The sequence below is a fragment of the Rhodoferax sp. genome (genome assembly GCF_044236835.1).
Taxonomy (GTDB): domain Bacteria; phylum Pseudomonadota; class Gammaproteobacteria; order Burkholderiales; family Burkholderiaceae_C; genus Allorhodoferax.
Map to the genome: position 1 here is coordinate 208,505 of NZ_JBIIGC010000001.1, position 14,835 is coordinate 223,339.

Sequence of the window (14,835 nt, forward strand, 5' to 3'; positions counted from 1 at the left end):
CCTCGGATGACGGGCCGCAGGACAAACCAGCGCTATCTGCTGTGGCTGGCGCTAGGCACCGCCACCATGGCCATTGCGATGGCAGCGCTGCTGGCATTTGAGCTCGCCCAGAAGCGCACTATCGAGCAAAGCAGCAGCCTGCGTTCTGATTCACTCACTGCGCTGGTGTTTCAATTTGAGCGCGAGTTCTTGCGCTTTAGACAAACGTTGGATAAGGAGGTCGGTGCCAGCGCGCCCATCGATGCCCAGAACCTGACGCTGCGCTACGACCTTTTCCTTAGCCGGGTAGCCTTGCTGCGCGAGAGTCCAGGCCTTTCCGTGCTCGACTCGCGCCCTGAATACCAGGAGTTATTGCCCCGGCTTGAAGAGCTTGTGCGTCGTAGCGATGCGGCTATGGGTGCCAGTCCGCTGGACCGTGATGCATTGGCACAGTTGCTCGATCAGTACAACGCCTTGGGTGCCAGCGTGCAGGCCGTCAGTCACGCCGCTGATTCCGAGGTTGCACGTTTGTTGGAGCGTCAATCCACCACGATGCTGGACCAAAACGACCTGATCGTGGCGCTAACGTTGGCGCAGCTTCTGTTACTGCTGGGTGCTTCAGCCGCTTTGGCCTTGCGGCATCGACGTCAGGAGAAGGAGCGCCTGGCGCTGGAAAAGTTGACCGAAGATTTGCTGGAGGCTCGCATCCAAGCCGAGGCTGCCAACCGGGGCAAGAGCCAGTTTTTGGCCAAAATGAGCCACGAGTTGCGCACGCCGTTCAATGGCATGATGGGCATGCTGGGCTTGCTGGAGGCAACCCCTATTTCTGCAGAGCAGGCCGACTACATTAAGACGGCACAACGCTCTGCCCACCACCTGCTCACTTTGCTCAACGACATCTTGGATGTTTCGGCGCTGGAGGCCGGGAAAGTCACGCTCAAACCCCTGCCGGTGGATTTGCGGCGCCTGCTGATGGACGTGGAGGCGCTTATGCAACCGCATGCCACCGCCAAGGGATTGGACTTCTCTTTGGTCCATGTGCAGTCGAGCGATGTATCTGCGCGCTGGGTGATAGCAGACGAGACGCGGCTCAAGCAGATTTTGTTTAACCTCATCAACAACGCCATCAAGTTCACCGAAGAAGGTGAAGTCAAGGTGACGGTTGCGCAGAGCAGGGAGTCGGATCAATCCGTGCGTCTGGCCATTGCGGTGCGCGATACCGGAATTGGCATGGATGTGCAAGGCATGGCGCAGTTGTTCCAGCGGTTCTACCAAGTCGACGGTAGCGCCACCCGGCGTTTCGGTGGAACCGGTTTGGGGCTGGAGATTTCGCAGTCCCTGGCGAACATGATGGGCGGCGCAATTACCGTTACCAGTGAGCTGGGTGAGGGTTCTGAGTTCACGCTCTCAGTGCCATTGGCCGTGGGCGAACCGCCGCCGCCATCTGCGCCGACGAATCGGTCCGCACTTGCCTTGGTGCCCACCGTGACACAGGCCGACGCAGCGTCCTCATCAGTGGTCGCAAATGCACCCCGCGTACTTGTCGTCGAGGACCACCCAATCAACCAAAAATTGGTGGGTGTGCTGCTGCAGCGCATGGGCTGTTCTGTGGCCTTCTGCGAGAACGGGCAGCTCGCACTGGACCGTGTGGCGCAAGAGCCGTTCGATTTGATTTTGATGGATGTCAGCATGCCTGTCATGGACGGCCTGACCGCAACCCGGGCCATACGTGTCATGGACGGGCCTGTGGCGGCGACCCCAATCGTGGTGCTCACAGCCGACGTCATGAACGAGGCAGTTCAAACCGCTCGCGATGCTGGTGCGAATGACTTTCTGGGCAAACCTGTGGCGGTTGACCAGCTGCGCGCCGTGGTGGCAAAGCACCTAAAGAGCTAGAAAAGTCTTCATTTTTAACTTTTCAGACTTTTTGTTGTCTATATTGGCGATTGAAAGGCTGTTATTGGTTAAATGTGCGTTCTTCGCGCAACTACCATTCTTGGGTCCGGGCGCCGTGGGTGTCCGGCGTTTTGATACCAAGGAGTTGCCTGTGCTGTCCCAACCCGACCAAAAGTACCACGCCTTCGCGCCGGTGCATCTGCCCGACCGCAAGTGGCCGTCACGCCAGTTAACGGTGCCACCGATCTGGATGAGTACCGACCTGCGCGATGGCAATCAATCGCTGTTTGAGCCCATGAACGGCGAGCGCAAGATGCGCATGTTTCGCAGCCTGTGCGCCATCGGCTTCAAGGAAATCGAAGTGGGTTTCCCCAGCGCCTCCCAAACCGACTTCGACTTTGTGCGCACGCTGATCGACTGCGGGCACATTCCCGCCGACGTCACCATCGAGGTGCTAACCCAGGCGCGCGAGGATCTGATTCGCCGCACTTTCGATGCCTTGCAGGGCGCGCGCCGCGCCATCGTCCATGTGTACAACGCCACCGCCCCCGTGTTCCGCGAGGTGGTGTTTGGTATGGATAAAGCAGAGGTGCTTGGTCTGGCAGTGCAGGCGGTGCGGCTGATCAAGCAGTTGGCAGCTGAGCGGCCTCAGACTGAATGGGTCTTGCAGTACAGCCCGGAGGTGTTCACCTCGACCGAGTTGGATTTTGCTTTGGAGGTGTGCAACGCCGTCACAGTCGAGTGGGGCGCCACGCCAAACCGCCCGGTCATTCTGAACTTGCCTGCCACGGTCGAGGTGGCCACACCCAATGTGTACGCCGACCAGATTGAGTGGATGCACCGTAACTTGGCGCGGCGCGACAGCGTGGTGCTGAGCTTGCACCCCCACAACGACCGTGGCACTGCGGTGGCGGCAGCCGAGCTCGGCCTGATGGCTGGCGCCGACCGGGTGGAGGGCTGCCTGTTTGGCAACGGCGAACGCACCGGCAATGTGGACCTGGTCACATTGGCGCTGAACCTCTACACCCAGGGTGTGGCGCCGGGGCTCGATTTCTCAGACATCAATGCCGTGGCGCGCACCGTGGAACACTGCACCCAATTGCCCATCCACCCGCGCCACCCTTATGTGGGCGACCTGGTGTTTACCGCGTTCAGCGGTTCGCACCAGGACGCCATCAAAAAGGGCTTTGCGGCGCAGAAGAGGGATGCACTCTGGAAGGTGCCGTACCTGCCCATCGACCCTGCCGATGTGGGGCGCACTTACGACTCAGTGATCCGCGTCAACAGCCAATCGGGTAAAGGCGGGGTGGCTTTCCTGATGGAGGCGGACTACGGCGTGGTCATGCCGCGGCGCCTGCAGGTGGAGTTTGCCAATGTGGTGCAAGCTCAGACCGATCTGCACGGCGGCGAGATGAGCGCCCAAGACATATGGAACTTGTTCGACGCGACCTACCTCAACCCGCGCGCGGCCCACGTGCGCTACGCGGGCCACCAATTGGTCGACGGGTTGCCGGCAGGGCACGCATCCCAGCAGGGCATCCGCTTGCAGCTGCAAATCGATGGCGAGGTACGGACACTTTTGGGCCAGGGTAACGGGCCGATCGATGCGGCAGTCCATGCGCTGCACAGCGTGGGCATCGCAGTTCAGGTGCGCAGCTTCGAGGAGCGGTCCACCCAAGCCAGCACGCACGGCGGGGAGGCGCAGGCCTGTGCATTTTTGGAGTTGGTAGCCCCCGGGCTTGGCGCCGATCGCTTCGGCGTGGGCGTGGATAGCAACATCGTCACCGCGTCGCTCAAGGCCTTGGTTAGCGGTGTACAGCGCCTGGGCTTGCGCACGTCACAGCCCAGGCCACTGGCCACCGCTGCAGCGTTGGATGCCTGACACATCGCGCCGCGACTGAACCTGCACAAAGCCTGCGCGCTGCAGCAAGGTGCGCACTGCATCGGCTTGGTCGTAGCCGTGCTCTAGCAACAGCCAGCCGCCAGGCGCAAGGTGCTGTGGAGCCTGCGCCACGATCACCGCCAGGTCGTCGAGCCCCAGCGCGCCACTGGCCAGTGCCTGCAAAGGTTCGTGCTGCAGCTGGTCCAAGTGCGGGTCCGCCGCCGCGATGTAGGGCGGGTTGGCAACGATGAGCGCAAAGTTGCGCTCCATGCCTCGCAACCAATCACCCACATGCAAGTGCAAATCCAAGCCCAGTCGCTGTGCGTTCGCGCGGGCCACGGCCAGAGCGTCTGCACTTCGGTCGAGCGCGTGCACATCCCAGAACGGGCGCTCGTGCTTGAGCGCCAACGCGATGGCGCCGCTCCCTGTGCCCAGGTCGATCAGCCGTTGTGGCGCGGCCGTGTCACGTGTGTCCATCACCTCCAGCGCCCAATCCACCAAGGTTTCCGTGTCCGCTCGCGGGTCCAGCACGCGGGCGTCGACTTGCAGGGGCAGTCCGTAGAACTCGGTCTGGCCGGTGATGTACGCCAGCGGCTCGCCGGCCAGCCGCCGCATCACCATGGCGTCAAACACGCTGTGGGTTTCGGGTGGCAGCGCATCGGCTGCGTGCGCCAACAACCAGGCCCGTCCGTCCGCGCCGCGCGCACAAGCGTGCAGCAGCAGCCACTGGGCATCCACCCGCTCCAAGCCAAGCGCTAAGGCGTGGCGGACGGCCTGGTCGACGGTCACGTCAGGCCATGCCCAATTCGAGATCGGCCATTTGCTGCGCGGCTTCAAAGGCCTGCAGCGCCTCCACCACGTCGCCCAGATCGCCTTCCATGATGCCCAGCAACTTGTACAGCGTGAGGTTGATGCGGTGGTCGGTCAGGCGGCCCTGCGGGTAGTTGTAGGTGCGGATGCGGTCGCTGCGGTCGCCGCTGCCGATCAGGCTCTTGCGCTCTGCCGCGTCTTTGGCAGCACGCTCAGAGCGCTCTTTTTCCTGGATGCGCGCGGTCAGCACCCGCAGCGCCTGCGCCTTGTTGCTGTGCTGGCTGCGCCCGTCTTGGCACTCCGCCACGATGCCGGTGGGCAAGTGGGTGATGCGTACGGCGGAGTCGGTTTTGTTGATGTGCTGTCCGCCCGCGCCACTGGCGCGGAAGGTGTCGATGCGCAGTTCCGAGGGGTTGATCTTGATGGCTTCTTGTTCATCAGGTTCGGCCAGCACCGCCACGGTGCAGGCGCTGGTGTGGATGCGCCCCTGGGTCTCGGTGGCGGGCACCCGCTGGACGCGGTGGCCACCGGATTCGAACTTGAGCGCGCCATACACCGCATCGCCCTCGATGCGCAACACGACTTCTTTGTAGCCGCCGAGTTCGCTCTCCGAGGCGCTCACCACCTCGGTCTTCCAGCCTTTGGCGTCGCAGTAGCGGGTGTACATGCGGGCCAGATCGGCGGCGAACAGTGCCGACTCGTCGCCACCGGTGCCGGCGCGGATTTCGATGAAGGCATTGCGTGCGTCGTCCGGGTCTTTGGGCAGCAGCATGCGTTGCAACTCGGATTCAAGTTGCCCCAGTTCAGCAGTCGCACTGTCGATCTCTTCCTGCGCCATCACCAGCATGTCCTCGTCACCCGCAGAAGCCTCCAGCATGTCTTGACCTGCGGTCACGTCGGACTCGCGTTGTTGGTAGCGCGCCCAGCGGCTGGCCACCGCGGCCACCTCGGTGTGCTCGCGCGACAGGACCAAGAATTGCTTCATGTCTTTCATGATGTCTTCGCGCGAAAGCAAAAACTCCAGCTCACCCAAACGGTCGGCGTAGCGGGCAAGTTGTTGGCGGAGAAACGGTTTCATGGTGAACGGATCAAGGAAAGTTTGGGGAAGGAGCGCCGGTACCGGTAGGTGTGCTGGCACGGTCTGCGGAGCCAGCGTCCGGTGCGCACAGCCTGTAGGGCCACGCACGATGCGGTCGGCGCTAACGCTCTTTGCGCAGGAAAAAGTGCTGGATGGCGGTGCTGGCCCGCTCGCGTGCGTGCGCGTCGCCTGCGTGCAGCTCAGCCATGGCACCGTGCAACATTTTTTGGGTGAGGCCGCGTGACAGGGCTTCGAGCACAGCGTCCATATCTTCACCCTTGGCCAATGCCTTGCGTGCACGCGCCAGTTCGATGGCGCGCCATTGATCGGCTTGGGCGTTGAGCTGCTGGATCAGCGGTACCGAGCCGCGTTGGTCAATCCAGTGCATAAAACTCTGCACACCCGCATCAACAATCGCTTCGGCCTGCGCTACCGCCGCTTGCCGGTTGGCCTGCGCGGTCTGCACCACGCCAGCTAGGTCGTCCACGGTGTACAGGTAGACGTCTTCGAGCTTTTTGACCTCGGGCTCGATGTCGCGCGGTACCGCCAGGTCCACCATGAACATCGGGCGGTAACGGCGCTTCTTCAGCGCCCGCTCCACGGCGCCTAGGCCAATGATCGGCAAGGTGCTGGCAGTGCAACTTACCACGGCGTCAAACTCGTGCAAGCGATCGGGCAGATCGGCAAGTCGCATCACCTCGGCACCAAAGCGCGAGGCCAGCTTTTCGCCGCGCTCCAACGTGCGATTGGCAATGGCGATGGTTTGTGGATTTTTGGCGGCGAAGTGGGTCGCGCACAGCTCGATCATTTCGCCCGCGCCCACGAACAGCACTTTTACCTTGGCAAGGTCTTCAAACAACTGGCCCGAAAGTCGCACCGCCGCCGCCGCCATGCTAATGGAGTGCGCGCCGATTTCGGTGGAGGTGCGCACCTCTTTGGCCACCGCAAACGAGCGTTGGAATAGCTGCGATAGCGTGGTGCCCAATGCGCCTGCCGCATCAGCAGCACGCACCGCGTCTTTGAGCTGTCCCAAAATTTGGGGTTCGCCCAACACCATGGAGTCCAGGCCGCTGGCCACGCGAAACGCGTGGCGCGCTGCTTGGTCGCCTTCTAGGCGGTAGGTGTAAGAGCGCAGCTCGTTGGCCGAGACACCTCCCGATTGGGCCAACCAATCCAAGGTTTGCTCCAGCGCGGATTCGTCGCCAGCGCAATAGATTTCCGTGCGGTTGCAGGTGGAAACGATGGCCGCCTCGTGGGTGCGCGAAATGGATTGGCGCAGCGCTTTGAGGTGCGGCTCCATGGCTTCGGTGGCGAAGGCAAACCGGCCTCGCATGTCCAGCGGCGCGGTGGTGTGGTTGATGCCTAATGCCCAGACTGCCATATGTGTGCGGGATTATAAAATCCCGGCTCGCTTAGCCTTTTCGCCCGTGCGGCGGTGTGTGGGGGCCAAGTGTGGCACCAAAACTGCGCAATGGCACCTCTGGACTTCTTGATTCACCTGCTCAATTTTTTCCTGCCCGCGGTCGTGGTGGGTACGCTGGTTGCGTTGGCGTCGCCTTGGGTTCTTAAGCGCCGCACGCCGCGCAGCCTGTGGCGCCAGTCGGCCTTCAACGCCGCTGCCGGCGCGGTGGCGCTGCTAGCGGGGCTAGCCTTCTTTGGCAACGACGGCAAGATGGCAACTTACGCGGCCATGTGCGCGCTGGTGGCTACCTGTCAGTGGGTGGGTAGCGCCGCTTGGCGCAAATAGGGCAGGGCGCCTAGGCTCACCACGATGCGGTTCTTGCAACCAGCGGTCTGGCTTAAGGGGGCATGTTCCATGCCAGAGTTACGCTGCCCGGCACGGCCCACGCCAGATCAGTCGGGCGGCGTGGGCGTCTCGTCTACCTCGTAAGTCAAGATGTCGCCGGGTTGGCATTGCAGCGCCGTGCAGATGCGCTCAAGCGTATCAAACCGCACCCCTTTGACCTTGCCTGACTTCAGCAGAGACAGGTTTTGCTCGGTAATGCCTGCCAGTGGCGCCAACTCACGTGAGCGCATTTTTCGTCTGGCCAGCATGACATCCAGGGTAACGACGATGGGCATCAGACAAAGCTCCGGTTTTCTTCGGCAACCTCAAGCGTCCATGCGTACATCAGCGCAAAGATGACCAGTGCCAGGCAAAGAATGACGCTTTGGACATCGGCCGAATGAAACGCCCAGCGCCACTGCCGGTTCGCTGGTTCCAAATGCAGCGTGAGCAGGTAACTTTGCAGTGGACGCGACAGTACCGACAGGGCTTCGCAAGCCAAACCCCACCATGCACAACGCAACAGGTCCTGCGCCCCAATGCCTGGAAATTGCGTTTTGTGCACCAGGCTAGCCAGGAAGCGCCAGCCAAACCACACGGCAACTGCCAGCATCGCCCAGGCCACCACATCCAAGCCCATCGCCGCATGCCGCTGCCAAGCCTGCATCGCGCCCAAGTCGAGCCCAAAGTGGTAGCCCTTCAGACGCACGACCTTGTCGCCATCCAACCACCAGTTTTGGATGTACCAGGCGACCAGCACCAAGTAGGCTGCGCTGAGCAAGCGCATTGCAAAGACGGCGCCGCGTAGCTTGGTCAGCGCAGCGGTAGGTTGTTTGGATGGGTTGGTTTGCGTGCGGTCTGGGCCATGCATGACAATCTCCTAAAGGTTGAAATGCAGCAAATATATACTGTTTAACAGTAAAAGTTAAATACTTAATTGAATATTTTGATCTGGCTCGAAAAGGTCTACCCGGTCGGTAATGATGCCGTCCGTCCCCAATGCGATCAGCCGCTGCGCATCGACCTTCTCGTTGACGGTATAGCTCAGCGTGCGAAAGCCTGCGCTTTGCGCTTGCGTCACGCTGCTGGTGTCCCACAGGCGGTGGTTGCAGACCACTGCCTGGCAGCCCAGGGTGAGGGCGCGCTCCAACCAGCCTGTCCAAAGTTCATCGAGCAGCAGGCCGCGCGGTAGCTCGGGTGCCGACTGCATGGCACCCTCGAGCGATTCGACATCGAACGAGGTCAGCAGCGGCGGCACCGCAGCGTCTTGCCACAGGCGAGCGGCATGGCGCGCTACTTCTGCGCCGGTGTGGTGTTCGGTACCCGGTGTGGCTTTGATCTCGATGTTCAGAAAGAAATCGTTGTGGAGGCAGTAGCGGGCTACGGCTTCGAGGGTGGGCAGTGGCTCCCCGGCGTACGCCGCGCAGTGCCAGCTACCCGCATCAAGTTGGGACAGCGCATGCCAATGGTGGTGCCCTGCCACGTTGCTTTGGCCGCGCAGCGGGCCGGCCGCATTCGTGGTGCGCTCCAGCGTCGCATCGTGCAACAAAAAGGGGATGCCATCTGCGCTGAGTTTGACGTCGCACTCGAACATCCGGTAGCCGTGGCGCGCGCCCTCGCGAAACGCAGCCAAGGTATTTTCAGGTGCCAGTTTGCCGGCGCCACGGTGGGCAATCCAGCGCGGGTAGGGCCAAGGTGGAAGATCAAGTTGCGTCATATGGATACCAGGTTGCTGTGGGCGTGCGCTGTCGGGTGGAACCCCGATTCGCAGTGGCAAAAGTGTAGTCTTGCGGTCGCTCGCCTAAGCGCGTTGTTGGAAGATCAGACGCGGTCTGGGGCAGCGCGGCCTGCTGGGGCGTCCTGTGGGGAGATGGGACGGAACGTCGGGTGCAATTGCTGCACTGCGTTAACATGCCCGTCCGTCTGAACTGGCCCGAATGCGACCCGGTTTGTCAGTTAGGCGGCCAACTGCGGCCCATTGGGCAGCCAAGGCACTGATTGATGAATGCTCCGACTTCGCTTTCCCACCTGATGAATGCCTCTGAACCCCCGACCTTGGGGCACGAGCGCATCCGCGAAATTCCGTACAACTACACATCCTTCTCGGACCGCGAGATTGTCATCCGGCTTTTGGGCCACCAAGCCTGGGCCACCCTCAACGCGCTGCGCGATGAGCGGCGCACCGGGCGCTCGGCCCGCATGCTCTACGAGGTATTGGGCGACATCTGGGTGGTGCAGCGCAACCCCTATTTGCAAGACGATTTGCTGGACAACCCGCGGCGACGCAGCCAATTGGTCGACGCCCTGAACCACCGGCTCACCGAGGTAGAAAAGCGACGCACACCGGATGCCGACCCGCTGCGCGATGCGATGGTGGGCGAACTCTTGGCGGCTGCGCGGGCTGCGGTCAAGGCATTTGGTGCGGGATTTGCCGAGGTGGCGGCGTTGCGCAAGCAATCGCACAAGCTGTTGAGCAAACTCACCGCGCGCGACAACATCAAGTTCGACGGTCTGTCGCGGGTGTCGCATGTGACCGATGCGACCGACTGGCGGGTGGAGTACCCGTTTGTGGTGCTGACGCCCGATTCGGAGCAAGAGATGGCCGGGCTGGTCGCTGGATGTATTGAGTTGGGTCTGACCATCATCGCGCGGGGCGGTGGCACCGGCTACACCGGTGGCGCGATTCCCCTGACTTGGAAGAGTGCGGTCATCAACACCGAAAAGTTGGAGGCCATGTCGGAAGTCGAGATGGTGCGCCTGCCCGGGCTGGACCGTGAAGTGGCTACCGTCTGGAGCGAAGCTGGCGTGGTCACGCAGCGGGTGGCCGATGCCGCCGAGCGCGCGGGCTATGTTTTTGCGGTGGACCCCACCTCGGCCGAGGCCAGCTGCGTGGGCGGCAATATTGCGATGAATGCAGGCGGCAAAAAGGCGGTGCTGTGGGGCACTGCGCTCGACAACTTAGTGAGCTGGCGCATGGTGACACCCCAAGCGCAGTGGTTGCAAGTGACCCGTCTTAACCACAACCTGGGCAAGATCCACGACGCGCCAGTGGCGAGTTTTGAGCTGCAGTACTTCGAGGCCGACGGAACAACCCTGCTGCGCACCGAGCGCTTGGACATTCCCGGTGCCAGCTTTCGCAAAGAGGGCTTGGGCAAAGACGTTACCGATAAGTTTCTTAGCGGTCTGCCGGGTATCCAAAAGGAAGGCTGTGATGGCCTGATCACCAGCGCGCGCTGGGTGGTGCACCGCATGCCGGCGCACACCCGCACCGTGGTGCTGGAGTTTTTTGGCACGGCGCGCGAGGCGGTGCCCAGCATGGTGGAGATCAAGGACTACCTGTTCGCGCAGGCCGGTTCGGGCGTGGTACTCGCAGGTTTGGAGCACTTGGACGACCGGTACCTCAAAGCGGTGGGCTATGCCACCAAGTCCAAACGCGGCGGCCTGCCCAAGATGGCGCTATTCGGTGACATTGCCGGGGACGACGCCGATGCCGTGGCGCGCGCAACGTCTGAAGTGGTGCGCATCGCCAATTCACGCAGTGGCGAAGGCTTTGTGGCCGTGAGCCCCGAGGCGCGCAAAAAGTTTTGGCTGGACCGCAAAAAAACGGCTGCCATCAGCAAACACACCAACGCCTTCAAGATCAACGAGGACGTGGTGATTCCGCTGCCGCGCATGGCCGAGTACACCGATGGAATTGAGCGCATCAACATCGAGCTCAGTCTGCAAAACAAGCTGGCGTTGTGTGACGCTTTGCAGGCGTTTTTGCAGAGAGACAACCTGCCCCTGGGCAAGGTCGACGACGCCATCGACACGCCTTCACCCGAGCTGCTGGAAGAGCGCGTAGGCCAGGCGTTGGCGTTGATTGCTGAGGTGCGCAGCCAGTGGCAGGGCTGGCGGGACCAGGTGGACACCTTATTTGCCCAGTTGCAGGACCACCGACTGCGCGCCAGCTGGAAAACCCAGTTGCGCGAGCCCTTGCAGGCCATTTTTACTGGCGGCGCGTTTGCGGCGATTTGGGCGGAGTGTGTTGCCATCCACAAGCGGGTGCTCAAGGGCCGGGTATGGGTGGCGTTGCACATGCACGCAGGCGACGGCAATGTGCACACCAATATCCCTGTCAACAGCGACGACTACGCCATGCTGCAAGCCGCGCACGGTGCAGTCAAACGCATCATGGCGCTGGCCCGCTCGCTTGACGGCGTGATCTCTGGCGAGCACGGTATTGGCATTACCAAGCTGGAGTTTTTGAGCGACGCCGAGCTGCAGCCATTCCAGGACTACAAGCAGCGCATTGACCCGCAAGGGCACTTCAATAAAGGCAAGCTGATGCGTGCACCTACGGCACCAGCCCAGACTGCGGTGCAGGGCGACGCGCAATACCCATCGCATGACCCAGCGCAGCGCGAGGTTCAGCGCAAAACACCGGCAGCCGCCGCCGAGCCCGCACTGCACGCCGACTTGACCAACGCCTACACGCCATCGTTTGGCTTGATGGGGCACGAGTCTTTGATCATGCAGCAAAGCGACATCGGTGCGATCGCCGACTCCATCAAGGACTGCCTGCGTTGCGGTAAGTGCAAGCCGGTGTGTGCCACCCACGTGCCGCGCGCTAACCTGCTGTACAGCCCGCGCAACAAAATCCTGGCCACCTCGCTGCTCATCGAGGCCTTTTTGTACGAGGAGCAAACCCGCCGCGGTATCAGCATTCGGCACTGGGAAGAGTTCGAAGACGTCGCCGACCACTGCACCGTGTGCCACAAGTGCGAGTCGCCCTGCCCGGTGAAGATCGACTTTGGCGACGTGACCATGAACATGCGCAACCTGCTGCGCAAAATGGGGCAAAAGAGCTTTCGCCCCGGTAATGCGGCCGCCATGCTGTTCCTCAACGCCACGCGACCCGAGACCATCAAGCTCATGCGCACGGCCATGGTGGGGGTGGGTTTCAAGGCGCAGCGCATGGCCAACGATGTTTTGCGCGTGTTCGCCAAAGCCCAGACCGCCAAACCACCGGCGACGGTGGGCACCGCGCCCATCAAGGAGCAGGTAATCCACTTCATCAACAAGAAGATGCCCGGTGGCTTGCCCAAGAAGACCGCGCGCGCCTTGCTTGACATCGAAGATGGGGACTATGTGCCCATCATCCGCAACCCGGGCACCACGACGGCGGAGTCCGAGGCGGTGTTTTACTTTCCTGGCTGCGGGTCGGAGCGCCTTTTTAGCCAAGTGGGCCTGGCCACACAGGCCATGCTGTGGCATGCGGGCGTGCAAACCGTGCTGCCGCCGGGCTACCTGTGCTGCGGTTACCCCCAGCGCGGCAGCGGGCAGTTTGACAAGGCTGAAAAAATCATCACCGACAACCGGGTGCTGTTCCACCGGGTGGCCAACACGCTGAACTACCTCGACATCAAGACGGTGCTGGTGAGCTGCGGTACCTGCTACGACCAGTTGCAGGGCTACGAGTTCGACAAGATTTTTCCGGGTTGCCGCATCATCGACATCCACGAGTTCTTGCTGGAAAAAGGTATGACCCTGGTGCCACAAGGCGGTGCGGGCGCGGGCTATCTTTTCCACGACCCTTGTCACAGCCCGATGAAGCTGCAAGACCCCTTGAAGACCGTCAAGGCACTGGTGGGCGATGCGGTGATGAAGAACGAACGTTGCTGCGGGGAGTCGGGCACCTTGGGCGTCACCCGGCCCGACATCTCTACGCAGGTGCGCTTCCGCAAAGAAGAGGAGTTGCGCAAAGGCGAACTCGCGCTGCGCTCGCATATGGCGGCGGTCCACGCGGAACCCGCAGTGCAGGCGCCCACCAAGATCTTGACCAGCTGCCCGAGCTGCCTGCAAGGCCTGTCCCGTTACGGCAATGACCTCAGCAATGGCCTGCTGGAGGCCGACTACATCGTGGTGGAAATGGCCAAGCACATTCTCGGCGATGACTGGCTGCCTCTGTACGTGCAGCATGCCAACGCGGGCGGCATTGAGCGGGTGCTGGTGTAGCGGCCGGCTTTGGGTACAGATGCGCTATGGCCACCGTAATGTGCGTTTGGGAGTTGGGTGGGAATTTAGGGCATCTCAGCCACTTTCGCCTCCCCATCGAGGTCGCCTTGGCTGCCGGTCATCGCGTGGTGCTGGCAGCCCGCGAGCTGCACAATGCCAAACTCGTGTTGGGTGATTGGCCTATCACCTACCTACAGGCCCCGTTCAAGCAACGCCGAGCATCTTCCAGCCCACCTGTTTTTCTGAGCTACACGCACTTGCTGGCGCACCAGTGCTGCACCAGCGCAAGCGACTTGGGGGTGTACCTGCAAGCTTGGCGCAGCTTGTTTGCGCTGGTCCAGCCGGATGTGGTGCTGTTCGAGCACAGTCCCACTGCGCTCATTGCCGCGCACGGCCTCGGCTTTAAAAAGGTGTTGATCGGAACCGGCTTCACCGCACCAGTGCCAGAGCAGGCACCGACCACGCCTTTCCTCCTGTTTCCGACGACCCCAAGCACCCCCGAAGTGTTAGCGTCATTGCTGCATGATGATGCCGCGCTGCTGACAACCATCAATACCGCGCTGCAGGCGCTTGGCGCGCCGTCCATGGACGGATTGCACACGATCTTCACCCAGGCCGACGACATACTGGCCATGACGCTTCCCCAGCTGGACCACTTTGGTGCCAAGCCCGATGTCCGCTACCTGGGGGTGGAGGCGCCACATCCCTATGCTGCTCCCATCTGGCCGAATGGCGACGGTCCACGGGTGTTTGGCTACCTCAACGCCTTCACATGCGTTGAGCGCTTGCTTCAGGATCTGCAAGACGCAGGCGTCTGCGCACTGCTGTTTGTGCGAAACCTCCCGCCCGCGCTCAAGGCGCGCTACAGCGGGCCACGCATGCGATTTATCGACCACCCGGTGAACTTGGCCGAGGTGGCGTGCCAAGCGGCCTGGGTTGTGCATTGCGGTAACCACAGCACAGCCGCCACCTTTGCGGCGGCGGGCGTGCCCCAGCTGATGGTCCCTTTGCACCAGGAGCAATTGTTTTTGGCCCTGCGCTTGGTCTCAACCGGCGCAGGCGCGGTGGTTTTTCAAGACCAAAGCGCCTATGCGGCTGCCATCCAGGCCGTCCACAACAATCCGCAAATCCGTGAACAGGCACGCGTTTTGCAGGGGGAGATCCCAGCCTACCGGGATGAAGCGGTGCGGGACTATGTATCGCAGGCGCTGGGTGTGGACGATGCGCCGCGACACTAGAGGCGGCTTTGGGGCAAGACTTTCAAGAGCCGAGGCGCTAATTGTTTATCTGGGCACAGTTCTGTGATTAAATAAACGTCAAACAAACTGGTCACAGACCAGACCAAGGGGAGTCCTATGGGTCACCGTGCATCGCTGAACCACATTTACCGCACCGTCTGGAACCAGG

At 61.8% G+C, this 14,835-nt stretch carries 11 protein-coding genes; 5 read left to right on the plus strand and 6 right to left on the minus strand.

Annotated features, from left to right (window positions below):
- The first annotated feature begins 6 nt into the window (after nucleotides 1-6).
- Entirely contained in the window at nucleotides 7-1,875 is a 1,869-nt protein-coding gene (locus ACILRC_RS01000) for an ATP-binding protein (RefSeq protein WP_395667454.1), read from the plus strand.
- Nucleotides 1,876-2,026: 151 nt separating this feature from the next.
- Complete coding sequence (gene leuA, locus ACILRC_RS01005; RefSeq protein WP_395667455.1) at nucleotides 2,027-3,757, plus strand: 2-isopropylmalate synthase; 1,731 nt, start codon at nucleotides 2,027-2,029, stop codon at nucleotides 3,755-3,757.
- On the opposite strand, the gene prmC is transcribed toward leuA, so the two are convergent.
- The 3 genes from prmC to hemA all read right to left on the minus strand — a co-directional run bounded on the left by prmC (nucleotide 3,713) and on the right by hemA (nucleotide 7,026).
- Nucleotides 3,713-4,546, minus strand: coding sequence for a peptide chain release factor N(5)-glutamine methyltransferase (gene prmC, locus ACILRC_RS01010; protein WP_395667456.1), 834 nt, complete (start codon nucleotides 4,544-4,546; stop codon nucleotides 3,713-3,715). The genes leuA and prmC overlap by 45 nt on opposite strands.
- 1 nt (nucleotide 4,547) lies before the next feature.
- Nucleotides 4,548-5,645 carry a peptide chain release factor 1 gene (gene prfA, locus ACILRC_RS01015; protein ID WP_395667457.1) on the minus strand — a complete coding sequence of 366 codons (1,098 nt, stop codon included), beginning with the start codon at nucleotides 5,643-5,645 and terminating at the stop codon, nucleotides 4,548-4,550.
- 121 nt (nucleotides 5,646-5,766) lie between these two features.
- Nucleotides 5,767-7,026, minus strand: a complete 1,260-nt coding sequence (hemA, locus tag ACILRC_RS01020; protein WP_395667458.1) for a glutamyl-tRNA reductase — start codon at nucleotides 7,024-7,026, stop codon at nucleotides 5,767-5,769.
- A 90-nt stretch (nucleotides 7,027-7,116) separates the two neighbouring features.
- Between hemA and ACILRC_RS01025 the strand changes: the two genes are divergently transcribed.
- Nucleotides 7,117-7,392: a hypothetical protein gene (locus ACILRC_RS01025; RefSeq protein ID WP_395667459.1), complete on the plus strand. Its 276-nt coding sequence runs from the start codon at nucleotides 7,117-7,119 to the stop codon at nucleotides 7,390-7,392.
- A gap of 107 nt (nucleotides 7,393-7,499) precedes the next feature.
- On the opposite strand, the gene ACILRC_RS01030 is transcribed toward ACILRC_RS01025, so the two are convergent.
- From ACILRC_RS01030 to ugpQ, 3 genes are read right to left on the minus strand one after another with little or no spacing between them, the layout of a single operon-like run.
- Nucleotides 7,500-7,727, minus strand: a complete 228-nt coding sequence (locus ACILRC_RS01030; protein WP_395667460.1) for a helix-turn-helix domain-containing protein — start codon at nucleotides 7,725-7,727, stop codon at nucleotides 7,500-7,502.
- Complete coding sequence (locus tag ACILRC_RS01035) at nucleotides 7,727-8,302, minus strand: hypothetical protein (RefSeq protein WP_395667461.1); 576 nt, start codon at nucleotides 8,300-8,302, stop codon at nucleotides 7,727-7,729. Before ACILRC_RS01035 ends, ACILRC_RS01030 begins: the two co-directional genes overlap by 1 nt.
- 54 nt (nucleotides 8,303-8,356) lie before the next feature.
- Nucleotides 8,357-9,148 (minus strand): glycerophosphodiester phosphodiesterase, encoded by a 792-nt coding sequence (gene ugpQ, locus ACILRC_RS01040; RefSeq protein ID WP_395667462.1) that lies wholly within the window; start codon nucleotides 9,146-9,148, stop codon nucleotides 8,357-8,359.
- Between the two features lie 284 nt (nucleotides 9,149-9,432).
- Between ugpQ and ACILRC_RS01045 the strand changes: the two genes are divergently transcribed.
- Both ACILRC_RS01045 and ACILRC_RS01050 read left to right on the plus strand, forming a co-directional pair.
- Complete coding sequence (locus ACILRC_RS01045) at nucleotides 9,433-13,428, plus strand: DUF3683 domain-containing protein (RefSeq protein WP_395667463.1); 3,996 nt, start codon at nucleotides 9,433-9,435, stop codon at nucleotides 13,426-13,428.
- A 26-nt stretch (nucleotides 13,429-13,454) separates the two neighbouring features.
- Entirely contained in the window at nucleotides 13,455-14,666 is a 1,212-nt protein-coding gene (locus tag ACILRC_RS01050; RefSeq protein WP_395667464.1) for a glycosyltransferase, read from the plus strand.
- The last annotated feature ends 169 nt before the right edge of the window (nucleotides 14,667-14,835 follow it).